Raw genomic sequence first — 16,091 nt, forward strand, 5'->3', positions numbered from 1 at the left:
CTCCTTCTGCTGAGTTTACGCTCGTATTTTGGCACTTAGATGCCGTCAACGTTGGAGCGTCCATCTCATTATCCGTGGCCGATTGCCCCTGGCACCGGTGCCTTGCTCGGCAGCCCAAGATGCGCGCGGAAGGTCAAAACCAGAATCTATCGCCACCGGGCAACCTAACCTTTGGCTTTGACATAAGTTAACCCCAAAAACAACGCATTTGGTGAGTGGAGCACGGGTGTGGAAGCCATTGAAGGCGCCGAACGGCGGAACGTAGCATAGGCGAAACCGCCAGGACGGCGGTTTCAGGCGAGACAGGCAGGGACGCCTGTCGTAGCCGGCCGTGATGCGAAGTGACACAGTGAGGGCAGCCGCGCAGCGGCCGCCTGATATGGCGCAGGCGCGGGGTCGTTAGGGGCCGCGCCCACGGCCCCTAACTCGGGCGCGGGCTACGGTGCCGCAAAAAGCCACAATATGATGGCGACCGAAACCCTCTCGGTCAGGGCAAAGAACGTTGCCGAAACCTGGCAACGGTGCCTTGCTCCGCAGCCCAAGATGCGTGCTAAACGTCAACACCCCCTATACCCTTCATACTGCGAACCGCAGGTGCGTTGGCTTTATTACTCGGCTCGTCCCTGGGCCTCGCCCCTATGGGGCCGCTGCCAGCAGCGTTCAAATCTGCTCCTGGCAGATTTGTCGCTGTGTTGCCGCATGATTCGGCCATACAACCTCACCCCTTCGGGGCCAGCGCTGTTCAAAAACGCTTTTGCGTTTTTGTCCTACAACTCGAATTATTTAGAGTATAGATGGATCGGCAAGCCGGTTTGCCCTGGCGCAATCTCCTCCTTGAGCGTCAGTTCCGGAATGGTGTATGCACCGCCGTTTTGCGGCCGGAATGGCAGCGGCGGGGTGCTCCACAGGTTATCGAGCCGTTGCCCAAGTTGTGCACTCACCTGTTCAAAGCGCGCCGCGTCCATGCGGCCGGTGCGGTAGACCACAAACGGCGGCAGCACGTCAAAGCCGGGGTAAAACAGTGTGCCATGCTGGATCGGGAACAGCAGATCGTCGATCGGCCCGTTCACCCCGCGTGGGCCGTAGTGGCTTTCCCAACCGCCAGCGGTGACCAGCAACATCGCCCGTTTCCCCCGCATCGAACCTTCGCCGTAACGATCGCCCCAGTGGCTGTCGGAGTGTTCACCCACGCCATAGGCAAACCCGTAGGCGTAAACGCGTTCCACCCAGCCTTTGAGGATCGCCGGCATCGAAAACCACCACAGAGGGAACTGCAGGATTACCGCATCCGCCCAACGTAGTTTTTCCTGCTCGGCGCTGATATCCGGGCTTTGCGTTCCCCGTTCATAGGCCCGTTTGGAATCAAGATCCGGTTTAACAGGTTCGCCGGCCGGTTTAGCGGTGTTGTCGCTGGCGTTGAGTACCGCTTTCCAGCCCATGGCGTACAGATCCGATACCTGCACCTGGTGCCCGGCGGCGGCAAGGTGGCGCACGGCAAAGTCTTTAAGCGAACCGTTCAGCGATGTGGGTTCGGGGTGGGCATAAACAATTAATACATTCATCTGTGGCCTCCGTTAAGTGTCTGGAGGCAGAGTAGGGACTGCTACGGTATAGTTGAAATGAATTAGATAAATAACAGGTATTGTTATGAGTAATTTTTCCGCCCTGGATCTTAATCTACTGCTGACGCTGGATGCATTGCTGGCTGAGCACAATGTCACCCGCGCGGCACGGCGCTTAAACCTCTCCCAGCCTTCGGTTAGCGTGCAACTGGCGAAGCTGCGCGAATTCTTTGACGATCCGCTGTTGTTGCCGGGGCCGCGTGGCATGCGGCCCACCGCCCGGGCAGAGGAACTGCGCGCGCCATTGCGCCAGGCGCTGGCCTCGCTTGAAGAGGCCATTTTGCCATCCCGGCCATTTGAGCCGGCCGTGGCCCAGCAAACCTGGCGCGTTGCCGCGTCGGACTACACGGAATTGACCATTATCCTGCCTGCGCTGGCCGGTCTGCGTGCCGCCGCGCCCCATAGCCGGTTGGCTATTTTTGGCAAAGAGCCGGCGCGTCTCGCCGAACTGGCCGAGCAGGGCGACATTGATTTGGCTTTTCATACCCTTGAAGGGGCGCCCGAGGGGCTGCGCCACCGCCTGCTGTTTACCGAGCGCTATGTGCTGGCTGGCCGTTGCGGCCATCCGCAGTTGCAAACGCGGCCAACGGTCAGGCAATTCAGCGCGCTTTCGCATGTGATCGTCTCGCCCGACGGCGGCGGTTTTCAGGGAATTACCGATAGCGTCCTGGCCGCGGTGGGGCTGGAGCGCAACGTGGTGCTCTCGGTGCCGCACTTCCTGTTTGTGATCGCCGTGCTGGCCAAGACCGATCTGGTGGCGATGTTGCCCGAGCGCCTGGTGCGCGATCAGCCCGGGCTACTGCAGGTGGCGCCGCCGGTTGCGGTGCCCGGTTTTGAAATGGCGATGCTGTGGCATGAACGTGTGCACCGCGATCCTGCCCACCGCTGGCTGCGGGAGTTTATTGCGGATTCTCTGTAAACGGCTGCGCCGGATTTGCTGCATCAGGCGCCAGGAACCGGCTGACGGCGGCCAGGAACTGGCCTCTCCCTGTTTCATCCCTATCAAGATGCACAAAGTGCGTGGCTTCAGGAAGCGACAATAGCCGTGCGTTCGGTGATTCCTGCACCAGCGTGCTGGCGTCTTCCGGGCGGCTCCAGAAATCCCTGCCTGAGCGGATCACCAGCACCGGCATCGTCAGCCGTGCGGCTTGCCACTGCTTTTTACCCAGCGCCAGTTCAAAGCTGTCGGCCATCGCACCGCTGGGGGCGCGAAAGCCGGGCGGATCCCGTTGATAAGCGGTGTCGTCCGATGCCAGCGCCGCATCGGCATAGGCCTGTGCGACGTGCGCATCACGCCAGCGCGTCTTGTCGGCCACGGGAATACTGTTGTCCCAGGCCGGGAACAGGCTGGCACGGCTATTGATGCGGTAGCCGCCGAACAGGGCGGCGTTAAACGTACCCGGTTTTTCCGGCGTATCCAGCGGCGAACCCAGGCCAAGCTGAGGGTGGTGGCGGCTGCCGCCGTAAAGGGTGTTGTAGAGCACCAGCCGATCGACATGCTGTGGAGCGTGCGCGGCATAAGCGCCGGCCCAGTGCCCGCCGGTTGCCCAACCGACGATGCTGACCTTATCGCGCTGCGTCCACTGCGAGATGGCGCGGATCGCCGCACCGATATCGGCCACCGCGTCGGCGGTGCGCATCAGCGGCGCGCTTTGCTCTGGGGATTGGCTCATCGCCGCCGGCCGGCTGGAATAGCCGTAGCCCCGAAGATCCATTACATATACACGGTAGCCGGCCGCCGCCAGATCGCCGGCCAGCGAGCCGCCCGGCACTGGCAGATCGAAAGAGGCGAGGCCCGGCACGCGTGCGCCGTGCACCAGCAATACCGGCGCAGCGCCGTTGTCAGGCAACGCCGCCAACCGTACCTCACGAATAAACAGCGCGGCGCCCGGCGCGAGAGAAACCGAGCGATCTTTGAGCACCAGCGTGGCTTCCGCCGCGGGTTGAGGCGGCTCCGCGCCGCCGGCTAAAGGGGCTGCGGCCAGCAGCAGGCCCGCCAGCGTTTTCCTGCCGCGGGCAACGTAACGATGTGCAAGGGTTGCATTGCTCATAGCGCCATTTCCTGAGTGAAATAAGGCTTATCATCGATACGTGTTGGTGATATGTCTAATACTATCCATGGTGTTATTTAATACATTTAAGGTATCGCGCTATGTTGAGCCTGCGTCAGCTGCGGCAATTTTTGGCGGTGGCGGAAACCATGAACTATCGCCGGGCCGCCGAGCGTTTGCATATGGCCCAGCCGCCCCTGACCGCCGCTATCCGCAATATGGAGCAGGCGCTGGGCGTGCGCCTGTTTGAGCGTACTAACCGCATTATCGGGCTAACCGCCGCCGGGGTGGTGCTGCAAGAGGAAGCGCGCCGCACGCTGGCGCAGATGGCGCGCGCGGAAGCCTTGACTCAACGCGCGGGGCAAGGGCTAAGCGGTTCGCTGCGCATTGGTTTTGTCGCCAGCGCGGTGCGGCATCGGCTGCCGGCGATGATCGCCCGTTTTGGCAACGATCACCCGCAGGTCGCGCTGGAACTGCACGAAGCGCCTACCGCACGCCAGGTGAAGGCGCTGTTGGACGATCGGTTGGATGTCGGCATCGTCGCTTTACCGGTGCCGGAATATGCCGTGGCGCATCTGGCGCTGCAACCGCTGCTTATCAGCCCGTGGGTGGCGGTGTTGCCGCACGGGCACCCGCTGGCGGCGGCGGATGAGTTGCCGCTTGGCGCGCTGGCGGATGAACCCTGGGTCATGTTCCCTCAGGGCGAAGGCCCCGGCCTCCATCACGCGATTCTCTCGGCCTGCCGGCAGGCAGGGTTTACCCCGCGCGTCGCCCAGCAGGCGGTGCAGATGGAAACCCTCATTGGGCTGGCGGCGGCGGGGCTGGGCGTGGCGCTGGTGCCTGAATTCCTGCGGCGCAGCGGCTGGGATAACGTGGCTTTCTGCCCGCTGGCGCCGCAGGGCGCGCCGGGGCCGTATCAGGTGGCCCTGGCCTGGCGCAAGCAGCAAACGCTGCCGCCGCCGGTAGCGGCGTTTATCAACGCGTAAACAAGCGCGGCCGGCGAGCGGCCCCACGGCAGCGGGGCCACGTTAAGTTACTGAATCCGGTAGTGGAAGGTGTTTTTCACCTGTGGCACATCCACCGGCTGGCCGTTGATCACCCGTGGCTGATAACGGAAGGTTTTGGCGGCATTGATCGAGGTGCGCACAAACAGCGGGTTACAGTCGCTTTGCGCCTGCGGATCTTCCACTTCTCCGCGTCGGTTTACCCGGTAAACCACGGTACAGTTGCCCTCTATCTTGCGGCTGAGCGCTTTTTCCGGGTAGTCCGGCGTTTGCTTGCTGATGGGCTGATACTGGCGCCCGTTGCTCTCCGCCTCTGCGGCCTGGCGGGCGTTCTGTGCGGCGCGTGCGGCGGCCTGGCTTTGCAGCGCCGCCTGGCGGCGTTGCTCATCGTTCGCGCGCTGTTGCGCCAGCGCTTGCTGTTGCTGCTGTTTTTCCTGTTGCCGGCGCTGAGTTTGTTCCGCCTTGCGCTCGCGCGCCTGCTGCTGGCGCGCCAACAGCGCTTTATCCGGCTTGGGCGGCGTTGCCAATTGCGGCTTGCTCACGGCGGGCGGTTCGGCCGGCGGCGACGGTGCCGGCGTGGGGGCCGGCGCAGGAGGCGCTTCTGGCGTTGGCTGCGGGGCCGGTTGCGCGACGGCGGCGGGTTCAGCCGCCGGCAGGGTGATCAGCGTGGTGTGCAGATGGCGCACCACCGGCGCCGGCGGCGTTTTCATTTGCCAGTGTTGCAGCAGAAATGCCGCCAGCAGCAGGTGGGCGGCCAGCGCAACGGCGCCGGCGATGATACGCGCCCGCCAGGCGGGCGCCGTGTTTACGGTGGCATCGGGGAAGTAACAGGCACTCATTGCGGTGCCTCGGTAATCAGCCCGATATTTTCGATGCCGCTTTTTTGCAGCGCGGCCATGCAGGCGACGACGCTGCCGTAGTTGGCGGCCTGGTCGGCGCGGATATAAACCTGGGTGTCGCCTTTGGCGGCGATAATCGCCGCCACTTTGGCGCTCACTTCTTCGAGCGTGACGGCCTGCGCTGAGTCGGCGCGCTGTTCGGGCTGCACGTCGCTTGCCAGGTTCCAGTAATAGGTGGCGTCGGCTTTAACCGACAGGGTCAGCACCTGGCGCTGGCTGTCGGCGGGCAGCGTTTCGCTGGCCACTTTCGGCAACTCCAGTTTTACGCCCTGCAGCAGCATCGGCGCGGTGACCATAAAAATCACCAGCAGCACCAGCATAACGTCTATATAGGGAACGACGTTCATTTCAGCCTTGGGGCTATGGCGTAACGGTGGTCTGCGCATAAACAACTCCTGTCAGGCGGCCTGTGAACGGGGGGCGGTGGCATGCGCCGCAATTTGCAACCGGCGGTGCAGGCTGCCCTGTAGCTCGTTGGCGAAGCTGTAATAGCGGTTCACCAGCGTTTGCGTGCGGGCAGTAAAGCGGTTGTAGAAAATGACCGCCGGGATAGCGGCGAACAGCCCGATGGCGGTGGCGATCAGCGCCTCCGCAATGCCTGGCGCTACGGTGTTGAGCGTGGCCTGCTGCACGTGCGCCAGGCCGATAAAGGCATTCATAATGCCCCACACGGTGCCGAACAGCCCGATGTAGGGGCTGACCGAACCAATCGTCGCCAGCATCGCCAGGCCGCTATTGAGGCGCTCTTCCTGTTCGGCGATGGCGGTTTGCAGGCTGAGCTCCACCCCGGCGTTGACCGCATCGGGCGCGATGCCCTTCACCTGGTTCAGTTGCTGAAATTCATGCCAGGCGGCGGCGAAAATATGCTGGGCGCCGGCATCACGCGGCATGTCGCCCTGAATGGCCCGTTGCAGCGTTGGCAGATCGCCTTCCTGGCGGAAACGCTGGCGAAAGGCGGCGATATCTTTTTCGCTGCTGCGCAGCACCCGGCCGTGCATCACGATCAGATACCAGGAGATCAGCGAACCCAACAGCAGGATCGCCATGACACATTGCACCAGCAGGCTAGCGTTGCCGATCAGGCTGCTGAACGTCATTGCGTTATCGGAAGTCATTATCTTTTCCTTACGGTTGCCCGCTGGCCGTGAAAGCGCCGGCGGGCGGGGTGTTAATGATTAGTCGGCCAGTTGCAGTGCTTCGGCAATCGCTGACCAGGGAAGATATTTATAGTTTTGCGTTTGTTCCGGCAGGCGGTTGCGCCCGTCCTGCACCACCAGCATGCCGTGCTGCCACGGCGCGCCCAGGTTGGCGGCGGTAACCTCCAGCCCATCGGTTTCCGATGCGCCGTCAATGCCGGCCGCGGCGTTCAGGCCGATACGGAAAGCGCCGCGCAACGTGTAAGGGGGCAGGGCGTCGAGCACCAGATAGCTGCTGTTGCCCTGGCTTGAAACCACCAGATAGCTGTGCTGGCGGCCCTGATAGACTGCCATCCCTTCGATGTCGGCCTGCAACGCGCCGCCAGCAGCGATCACCTGCTGCAACTGCGCCGGCTGTTCCGGGCGGGCATCCAGCGCGTGCACGGCAACGTCTTCCTCACCGATGAACAGCCGCTGCTGACGATCGTCCGCCACGCAGCCTTCGGGCTGGCTCGGCAGGCTGAATTCACGTAACACGGTGCCGCGCACGGCACCGTGTTCCCCTTGCAGGCGGTATTGCAGGAAACGGCCGCTTTTATCGTTGACGATGGCGTAGATCGCGCCTTGTTGATCCTTAAACATGCACAGGCCATAGATCTCCGGCAGCGGCGTGGCGATCTCGCCCAGTTCGGCGACTTCGCCGTTGGCCGGCGTAATGGCGAACAGGTGCAGCGAGTTGTTGTCACGGTTGCTGGCGACCGCCAGATCGATCGTCTTGTCGTCAAGCTGCAGCCCGCTGCGCACATCCACATTATTCAGGCGGCCGACCGGCAGATCCTGCAATTTGCGGCCTTGCAGATCGTACACCAGCAGCCCGCGCTGCTTGTCGGTGGCCAGGATACGGCTGGCGGCGCCGTCGGTGGGGTTAACCCAAATGGCCGGATCGTCGGCGGCGTCGCCCTGGCTGGCGACCGGTTCGGTTTCCAGCCGGGCAGGCAATACCGGGATGGTTGGCAGCGGCGTGGCGGCAGGCAACGGCCAGGCGATGTTGCCCTGGTGCAGCCCACGTTTGTCGGCGATGATGATTTCTGCCCCCTGTGCGGTTGGGCGCACCGTCAGCATCTGCGGCTTTTTCAGCGTCGGCAGCGGCAGTGCGGCATCGGCCTGCCAGCCGTTTTCCAGGTAGCGATAGCGGTGCAACTGCCGATTTTCCGGATCCAGCGCCAGCACAGCGTCCGGCAGCACCGCCATCCCGGCGATCCCGCCGCCGATGGCGCCGAAGGGCTGGCGCATATCCACCGGCCGGCGCAGCAGCGGCGCTTCGGCCTGCGCGTCATAGGCCCAGAGGCCGACGGCGCCTTCATTGACGTACAGCAGCGCCCGGCGGTCATCCACCTGGCAGTATTCGCTGTCCGGCGGCATGCTCAGATCACGTACTTTGTGCGCGGCGCCGAGCAGGCGGGTGCCTTGCCCCACCAGCCACTGTTCACCTTTGCCTTTTTCGCCGATCAGGAAGACAAAGCTGTTGTCCGCTTCATCGCGGAACAGGCAGATGCCTTCCACTTTGAAGCCCGGCGCCGGCAGGTATTGCGGGGTGCCCCATTGGCGTTTGGCGCCGTCCAGCCGCACCAGCAGCGGTTGCTGGCGTGCGGTATCCACCATGGTCACCAGCGCGCCGTCGGCATCCGTGCGCACGTCGAGCGCTTGGTACTTGCCGGGCAGGCGCGCCAGCGTGGTGCCCTGGGCATCTTGCAGCAGCAACCCCTGCTTACCGGCCAGCAACAGCCGATCGGCCTGCGGCCAGAAGCGGTTGTCGTTCAGCAACCGGGCCTCGTCATTGTTGGCGCTGCCGGCGAGGGTGCTCAACGGGGGCGCGGCTGCCGGGGGGGCGGCGTGGCCGGCGTTCAGTAAACTGCTCATCACCAGCAGGGCCAGCGCCGCCGGGCGCAGTGAAAATCGAAAATGCATGCGCTAAGTCCTTTAGAAATTGGTGTAGGTCAGGCCAAGTTTGAAGGTCGGGCCATATTGTTCGTACTGCGAGTTAAAGCCGTGGCTGCCGGTATAGACGTAGTAATGCTCGTTGGTCAGGTTTTGCGCATCGAACGAAATGTGCAGTTGTTTGGTCAGGTAGTAGCGCATGCTGAGATCGACAAACATCTGGTCGTCGACGTAGCTGTCGTGCGCGCGGTCATCGACGGCCGCCACGGTGCTGAGGTAATCCGATTTATAGTTGGCCGAGACACGTACGCTCACGGTGTCGTTTTCCCAGCCGACCATCAGGTTGCCCACCACATCGGATTGGTTCGGCATCGCTATCTTGCGCGAGATGCCGTTGCCTTCAATGCGCGCGCTGGAGTGGCTCATCGTCAGGTTGGCGCCTGCCAGCAGGCCATTCCACGGTGAAGGCAGCCAGTCGAATTTCTGCGAGTAGGCAAGCTCGGCGCCGTACAGCCGCGCTTTGCCGCCGTTGGCCCAGGTTTTGGCTTCGCTGAAATCGGCCCATTGGCCGCGGCCGGCCAGATCGGTTTCGTAGGCAAAGTTGCGGATGTCTTTATAGAACAGGTAGCCGGACAGCGTGCCGGCGCGCCCCATGTAGTGCTCGATCCCCAAATCGAAATTTTTCGATTTCAATGGAGCAAGTTCGGGGTTGCCGAATTCGGCTTCGTTGCCGTCGATGGTATAGCCGGGGGCCAACTGGCCGAACGCCGGGCGCACCACCGAGTTGGTCCAGGCGGCGCGGATCTGGGTGTTGTTATCCAACCGGTAACGGGCGTGCAGCCCTGGCAACCAGTCATGGTAGTTGTTCTGGTGGCTGGAGGTCTGATACTCCCCGTCGTTCAGCCCGGTGCCGTCGGCCTTGAAGCGCGTGCCCTCGTAGCGCAGCCCGGTGATAAAGCGCCAGTTGTCCACATCCAGCGTGTTCATCAGGTAGGCGGCGTTGATGTCCTCACTCATCCGGTAATCGTTGATGGTTGAGTCTTCCTGGTTGTAAAAGCCGTCTTTGCCCAGGGCGCCGATCAGGCTATTGACGCTGCCGGTGCTGATGGCTGGGCCATCCTGGCCGAACGCATAACCGGCATTGCCGGAGGTGAAGCGGCTCAGGCTCAATTGATCGTCGCTTAGGCCGTAGTCGCCGAGATCTTCATACGTCCAGACGTTCTGGTCGTTCTTTTTATCGCGCCGGCTGATCTTGCCGCCGAATTTGACTTGGTTGTCGGTATCAAACAGGGTGTAGTCGCGCGCCAGATCCAAGCGAATGTTTTTTTCCGTATCGCTGGTTTTCTGCGTTTCCCATTCCATCGAGTCCAACTGGTAATTACTGGCATCGCTGTAGCCGCCGCCAATTTGGCTATACGGCTTAACCGTGCTGGAAAAGCCGCTGTCCGGGAAGGCATCCAGCCCGGTGAACGTGGCGTAGGTGCCGCTGGGCAGCTTTTCGCTGGAGCGGCTGTAGGCCATCTGGCCGCTCAGCGTCCATGGGCCCATCATGCGGTCGCCGCCGAATACCACGCTTTTGACCTCCTGGGTTTCTTCACGGCTTTTCAGCCCGCGTTCCACTTCGGCGTCGCCCCGTTCGCCTTCGGCCAGCGGTTCGCTGAATTCGATGGCCGAAGCCTGGCGGGTTTCATTATCCTTGAAGCGGCTGTACAGCGTGCGCAGGTAGATGTTGGAGAGATCGTCCGGCTTATAATCGAAGTTCAGGCCAAAACCGGTGCGTTCACGCTCAATTTCATAGCGCCGTTGTTCAAAGCTGTTCAGGCGCGCGCCATCGCTGAAATCCCAATCGCCGCCGCTTTCCACGTTGTCTGAAGCGAAGCTGCGTTTTTGCCAGCTCAGCGCCGCCGCCACGCCGAAGTTGTCTTCACCGTCGCCGATGCTGAAGATATTGCTGACCGCGCCGGAGAATTTCGGGCTGCTCTTTTTGCTGTTGCTGTCGTAGCTGCCTTCGGCGCCCAGGGTATAAAACAGGCCGTTGTGATCAAAGGCCGACAGGCTGTTGACTTCCACGGTGCCGCCCAGCGAGTTGGCGTCCATATCCGGCGTCAGGGTTTTCACCACCGACAGCGACTGCACCAACTCTGAAGGCAAAACGTCAAGCGCTACCGCGCGCCGGTCGCTTTCCGGCGAGGGCAGCGTGGTGCCGTTAATCTGCACGCTGTTCAGATCCGGCCCCAGCCCGCGCACGCTGACGTAGCGGCCTTCGCCCTGATCGCGTTCGACGGAAACCCCCGGCAGGCGCTGTAGCGCTTCGGCGGCGTTGTCATCCGGTAACTGCGCCACACCGTCGGCGTGGACCACGCTCTGGATGCTGTCGGAGGTGCGTTGTTCATTCAACGCCTGGGACATGCTCGCGGCCTGACCGATAACCTCCATGTGTTCCGTGGCGTCTTCCGCCAGCGTGAGCGCCGGAAGGGCAAGGCCGCTGATGGCGAGCGCCAGGCTGCTGAGCCGGCGTTTTGCCGCCCGCGTGGTGTTGTTTCGCTGTGCTTTCACGTATTTTTCCCCCAGAGTGACGACGGTGAGCTGCCGGTGAGCCGGCTATTGGGGAAGGGATGCTAGAAATCACCGATGTCAGTTATATGACAGGCCTGGGCCGGCATGGGCAAATCGGCGCCTAATGGCGGGGCGTGGGGCGGGTTTTGAGCTGAAATGACTGCCGTCGCCTGGGGTTGGCGCCGGGGCGGCGGTGCTGAACGTTTGCTGCGGCCTGCGGTAGCCGCCGCCCGGCGAAAAAATACGCATTTGGCGTGAGCTGAATTGACCCCCTCCGCTGTCATGCTGCCGTCATCTGCGCCTGTATGCTTAGGGCATTGGATTGAATCACGTTAAGAGCGCCTACTGATGTACGGTTTCTTCAAACAACACGGCAGCAAGCTGTTGCTGCTGGCTTTTCTCGCCAATCTTGGCCTGCTGCTGGAACTGATTCTCGGCGAGGTAAAGCCCTGGGCCGAAATTCATTGGACCGACGTGTTGGCCGAAGGCGGTTCGGCGCTGCTGGCCCTTAGCTGGCTGATTATGCTGTTGGTGAGCCGGCTCGCTGGCCGCGTCACCACGCTGTTGGCGCTGGGGCTGGCCTGTATTTTCTTTTCCTGGTGGATAGACAGCCTGGATGAATTCATCCGCCTGCCGCATGACGTCAGCCTCGGTAAATGGCTGGAAGATATTCCGATGCCGATTGGTTTGATACTGATTACGCTCGGGATCTATCACTGGCATCAGGAGCAACTGGCGATCAGCGCGCAGTTAAACAAGCGCGAGCGGCTGTTCCGTGAACACCTGCTGTTCGACAAATTGACACCGCTCGGCGGCGCCGATTACCTGCGCAAACAGCTGGCGCTGTCGTTAAAACAGGCGGCAGTCGAGCAGCAGCCGCTGTCGTTGATCGTGGTCGATCTCAATGACTTTGACGCCATCAACCAGCGTTTCGGCGCGGCGGAAGGCGACTATGTGCTGCAGACGCTGTGCCAACTGCTGTTGCTCAACCTGCGCCAGCAAGACTTGCTGTGCAGGCTGGCTGGCGATCGCTTTGTTGCGCTGTTGCCCAACACCGGCGAACAGCAGGCGAAGGTGATGGCGCAGGATCTGGCGGCGGCGATCGCGCATCTGGCGCATCACACGCAGCGGCATGGCGAGCGCGTTCGGCTGCAGGCCAGCGTCGCCGCCGTGATGGCGATGGATGAAGATCGCGATGCGCTGTTATTGCGCCTGAATCAAACCCTGAGCCAGGCCAAGCAGATCAGGGTGACCGGATGAGCGCCTGTAGCTGGTACGAATGCGATGAGCGTTTTATTCTCGGCCACCATCAGCCGGGGGTGTTAATCGATCTGGCGCTGTCGCGCGATATCGACGGCCACCGCTTGCTGCGCGGCACCGGCGTGTTTCTGGAGGATCTCGCCGCGGGCACGGTGCGCTTCAGCCAGCAGCAGTTCGGCCAACTGATTGACAACAGCATGCGCCTGCTGGGCGCCGACGACACCAGTTTTCTGTTTGGCCGGCGGCTATTGCCCGGCTGTTACGGCAACTTCAGCCATGCGCTGCAACAGGCGGAGAATCTGCAGCAGGCGCTGGATGACGTCATCAGCTTTTGCAGCCTGTTCAGCCCGCTGCTGGCGCCGCGGATGCAACTCAACGATCGCTATCTTTGCCTGTACTGGCCGCAAAGCGAGGGGGCGGAGGCAGGGCGGCAGCGTTTTCTGCTGGAGGCCGCCATGGCTTCGATTGTCGCCCTGGGCCGCTGGCTGTGCCCGCAGCAGCCGTTGCCCTGGCGTTTTCTGTTTGACTACCGCCAGCCGCGCTATATCGAACAATACTGGGTGCACCTGGGCGATGGGCTGAGCTTTGAGCAACCGATCAACATGATGTTGTTGCCGATCGAATACGCCACCCAGACTTCGCCCCATGCTAACAGCACGGTATGCGCCGTTGTGCGCCAACAGTGCCGGCAGCAACTGGCGGCGCAGGGCTTTGATGGCGGCTTTATCGATCATTTCTACGATCACCTGCGCAATAACCTGCGTGAACCGCTCAACCTGGAGCGGGTGGCCGCCACCTTTGGGATGAGCCCGGCCACGCTGAAGCGCAAGCTGCGCAAGCACGACAGCAGTTTCCAGCAGCAGTGGGATCGGGTGCGTAAACACACCGCACTGTTCCTGTATTGGTTTGACGGCCTGAGTAATGAGGCGGTCGCGCAGTATCTGCAAATCAACGATATTAATAATTTCCGCCGTTCTTTTCGCCGTTGGACCGGTGTCGCCCCCAGTTTCCTTTCCCCGTTGCCCGCGCTTTGACGAGCATGCTTGCCCCATTGCGGCCGAGGCTGATATAGGCCTCGATAAACTGCGCAATTCCGGCATAATGAAATTTGAGTGTTCATAATATGGGCAAATTACTGCTTCGGGCGGAGCGGGATACGGGGCGGGGCCACAATGAATTATGTGAAAGTACTGGCTATAGGTTTTGTCTGTGTACTGCTCCTGTCGTTTGGGCAGAGTTTGGCTAACGCTATGCGCAACGGGGAGTCATCCACCGGCAAAGGCTGGTGGAGCGCCCGGCGTGATTCCGCCGGCATCGCGCCCGATCCCGTCAAGCTGCGCCAGGTGGCGATCGTGCAAATTTATGCCGCCCCCACTTACGGCTGGCGCGGGCGGGTGGCGGTTCACCCGTGGATCATCTTCAAGCAGGTCGGAGAAACCCGTTACCGCCGTTATGAGGTGGTACGCTGGGGCAGCGACAACGTGGTGCGCCGTGATTATGCGCTGCCGGATGGCCTGTGGTTTGGTTCGCGGCCGACGCTATTGGTGGATCACCGCGGCGCGCGGGCTGGCGAGATGATCCCGCGCATTGAAGCCGCCATTAAAAGCTACCCTTATCCGCACACCTATCACGCCTGGCCGGGGCCTAACAGCAATACTTTCATTGCTCATATTGGCCGGGAAGTGCCGGAGCTGAAGCTGGATATGCCGGCCAACGCCATCGGCAAGGATTACCGCCCGCTGACGCGCCCCATCGGCTTGCCCCCTTCGGGCCGGGGCGTGCAGGTGTCGTTGCTGGGGGTGCTTGGCGTCACGCTGGGCGCGGAAGAGGGCATCGAAGTCAATGTGCTGGGGCTGAACATGGGCATTGATTTTAATTCGCCGGCGCTGCGCTTGCCTTTTATTGGCCGGCTTGGCTATGAAAAGCCGCAGGACCAGGTGAAAAAGGAAGAAAGCAAAATATAGCCGGCGCCCTTATTTCATACCGGGCTGGCGTTTTGATGCAATCTGGCTCATGTGAACGCATTTTTTTATCGTTTGTCAGGCCGGGCCGCTTTTTATCTAATAGCGGCATCCTCCGTCATTGGAAATGGACCGGTTATGACTAAATGCGATGTTCGTAAACTGATTGGCCAACACCCGGTGGTGAACGATCTGGTTAACCTGCAGGAAACCCGTTGGTTCAACCCCCGCTTCACCACGCTTGAAGCCGGCCTGCCCTACGTGGGGCTGACGGCCGACGACGTTGCCCAGGCGCATGCTCGCCTGAAGCGCTTTGCGCCTTACCTTGCCGGGGCGTTTGACGAAACGGCGGCCAGCGGCGGGGTGATTGAGTCTGCGTTGGTGCCTATCCCGGCGATGCAGAAAATGCTTGAACAGCAGTTCGGCGTGCCCATCGCTGGGAAAATGTGGCTGAAAAAGGACAGCCATTTACCGATCTCGGGCTCGATCAAAGCGCGTGGCGGTATTTATGAAGTGTTGGCGCATGCGGAAAGGCTGGCGTTAGGCGCCGGGCTGTTAAGCGTTGATGATGACTACAGTAAACTGCTGTCGCCGGCGTTCCGGCGTTTTTTCAACCAGTACAGCATCGCTGTCGGTTCTACCGGCAATCTGGGGTTATCGATCGGCATCATGAGCGCTCGGCTGGGGTTCAGGGTGACGGTGCATATGTCGGCCGAGGCCAAGCGCTGGAAAAAGGATCGGCTGCGTAGCCATGGGGTTGAGGTGGTGGAATACGCGCAGGACTATAGCGTTGCCGTCGAGCAGGGGCGCCAGGCGGCGCAAAGCGATCCGAACTGCTTCTTTATTGATGACGAAAACTCAAAAACGCTTTTTCTTGGCTATGCGGTGGCCGGGGAGCGCCTGAAAGCGCAGTTTCTGCAACGGCAAATCCCCGTGGATGCCGCCCACCCGCTGTTCGTTTACCTGCCGTGCGGCGTTGGCGGCGGCCCCGGCGGGGTGGCCTTTGGCCTCAAGCTGGCGTTTGGCGACCATGTACACTGTATTTTTGCCGAGCCGACGCACTCCCCGTGCATGATACTTGGCGTCAGCACCGGGCTGCATGATGCGATTGCCGTGCAGGATCTGGGCATCGACAACCTGACCGCCGCCGATGGTTTAGCGGTAGGGCGCGCTTCGGGGTTCGTTGGCCGTGCAATGGAGCGTTTGCTGGATGGGTTTTATACCCTGGATGATCAAACCTTGTTCAATATGCTGGGTTGGCTACATCGAGCGGAAAATATTCTGTTGGAGCCTTCGGCGTTAGCCGGCATGGCTGGGCCGCTGCGGGTGCTGGCGGATACGGGCTACCAGGCGATGCACGGCTTTAGCCCGCAACGGTTGGCAAACGCGACCCATCTGGTGTGGGCGACCGGCGGCGGCATGGTGCCGCCGGAAGAAATGGCCGCCTATCTGGCTAAAGGGCAACATTAAGCGCTTCCCACCCCGGTTTTACTCACTAGACTTAACTCGTTTTTCTCTTTTATTGGGGGGATTTCTCTGATTATCACCCCCATTGTTTCCCTACGGAAACAATAGCCGAAATAGCACGCTATTGATTGCCAGCGAATAACTTGGCTTTATGATGAAGCCATAAAATAGAAATACGGCATAACAAATACCGTTAT

Annotated in this window: 13 protein-coding genes; 6 read left to right on the forward strand and 7 right to left on the reverse strand. The window is 61.4% G+C overall.

Annotated features, from left to right (window positions below; all coding sequences use genetic code 11):
* Positions 1–779 precede the first annotated feature (779 nt).
* Entirely contained in the window at positions 780–1,562 is a 783-nt protein-coding gene (locus tag AC559G_RS18425; RefSeq protein ID WP_498913751.1) for an NAD(P)H-dependent oxidoreductase, read from the reverse strand.
* An 85-nt stretch (positions 1,563–1,647) separates the two neighbouring features.
* Here AC559G_RS18425 and AC559G_RS18430 point away from each other — a divergent pair, with 85 nt between their 5' ends.
* Positions 1,648–2,541 carry a LysR family transcriptional regulator gene (locus tag AC559G_RS18430; protein WP_462614156.1) on the forward strand — a complete coding sequence of 298 codons (894 nt, stop codon included), beginning with the start codon at positions 1,648–1,650 and terminating at the stop codon, positions 2,539–2,541.
* Here the strand turns inward: AC559G_RS18430 and AC559G_RS18435 are convergent.
* Positions 2,522–3,673, reverse strand: coding sequence for an alpha/beta fold hydrolase (locus AC559G_RS18435; RefSeq protein ID WP_498913753.1), 1,152 nt, complete (start codon positions 3,671–3,673; stop codon positions 2,522–2,524). The genes AC559G_RS18430 and AC559G_RS18435 overlap by 20 nt on opposite strands.
* A gap of 101 nt (positions 3,674–3,774) precedes the next feature.
* Here AC559G_RS18435 and AC559G_RS18440 point away from each other — a divergent pair, with 101 nt between their 5' ends.
* Positions 3,775–4,659 carry a LysR family transcriptional regulator gene (locus tag AC559G_RS18440; RefSeq protein ID WP_498913755.1) on the forward strand — a complete coding sequence of 295 codons (885 nt, stop codon included), beginning with the start codon at positions 3,775–3,777 and terminating at the stop codon, positions 4,657–4,659.
* 47 nt (positions 4,660–4,706) lie between these two features.
* Here AC559G_RS18440 and AC559G_RS18445 read toward each other — a convergent pair whose 3' ends face one another.
* The 5 genes from AC559G_RS18445 to AC559G_RS18465 are packed head-to-tail and all read right to left on the reverse strand — an operon-like array spanning position 4,707 to position 11,206.
* Positions 4,707–5,516 carry an energy transducer TonB gene (locus tag AC559G_RS18445; protein ID WP_498913756.1) on the reverse strand — a complete coding sequence of 270 codons (810 nt, stop codon included), beginning with the start codon at positions 5,514–5,516 and terminating at the stop codon, positions 4,707–4,709.
* A complete protein-coding gene (tolR, locus tag AC559G_RS18450) occupies positions 5,513–5,962 on the reverse strand; it encodes a protein TolR (protein WP_095847697.1) in 450 nt (149 codons plus the stop codon). Before tolR ends, AC559G_RS18445 begins: the two co-directional genes overlap by 4 nt.
* A 12-nt stretch (positions 5,963–5,974) precedes the next feature.
* A complete protein-coding gene (gene tolQ, locus AC559G_RS18455) occupies positions 5,975–6,691 on the reverse strand; it encodes a MotA/TolQ/ExbB proton channel family protein (RefSeq protein WP_498913757.1) in 717 nt (238 codons plus the stop codon).
* 60 nt (positions 6,692–6,751) lie between these two features.
* Positions 6,752–8,680 carry a phytase gene (locus AC559G_RS18460; RefSeq protein WP_498913759.1) on the reverse strand — a complete coding sequence of 643 codons (1,929 nt, stop codon included), beginning with the start codon at positions 8,678–8,680 and terminating at the stop codon, positions 6,752–6,754.
* Positions 8,681–8,692: 12 nt separating this feature from the next.
* Positions 8,693–11,206 carry a TonB-dependent receptor gene (locus tag AC559G_RS18465; RefSeq protein WP_498913761.1) on the reverse strand — a complete coding sequence of 838 codons (2,514 nt, stop codon included), beginning with the start codon at positions 11,204–11,206 and terminating at the stop codon, positions 8,693–8,695.
* A gap of 348 nt (positions 11,207–11,554) precedes the next feature.
* Between AC559G_RS18465 and AC559G_RS18470 the strand changes: the two genes are divergently transcribed.
* From AC559G_RS18470 to dsdA, 4 genes are all read left to right on the forward strand, one after another.
* Positions 11,555–12,466 (forward strand): GGDEF domain-containing protein, encoded by a 912-nt coding sequence (locus AC559G_RS18470; RefSeq protein WP_498913763.1) that lies wholly within the window; start codon positions 11,555–11,557, stop codon positions 12,464–12,466.
* Entirely contained in the window at positions 12,463–13,500 is a 1,038-nt protein-coding gene (locus tag AC559G_RS18475; protein WP_498913765.1) for an AraC family transcriptional regulator, read from the forward strand. The genes AC559G_RS18470 and AC559G_RS18475 overlap by 4 nt, the downstream gene beginning before the upstream one ends.
* 138 nt (positions 13,501–13,638) lie before the next feature.
* A complete protein-coding gene (locus AC559G_RS18480) occupies positions 13,639–14,430 on the forward strand; it encodes a DUF3750 domain-containing protein (RefSeq protein WP_498913767.1) in 792 nt (263 codons plus the stop codon).
* A 135-nt stretch (positions 14,431–14,565) separates the two neighbouring features.
* Complete coding sequence (gene dsdA, locus AC559G_RS18485; protein ID WP_498913768.1) at positions 14,566–15,897, forward strand: D-serine dehydratase; 1,332 nt, start codon at positions 14,566–14,568, stop codon at positions 15,895–15,897.
* The last annotated feature ends 194 nt before the right edge of the window (positions 15,898–16,091 follow it).

The sequence above is a fragment of the Gibbsiella greigii genome, from assembly GCF_039540155.1.
Classification (GTDB): Bacteria; Pseudomonadota; Gammaproteobacteria; order Enterobacterales; family Enterobacteriaceae; genus Gibbsiella; species Gibbsiella quercinecans.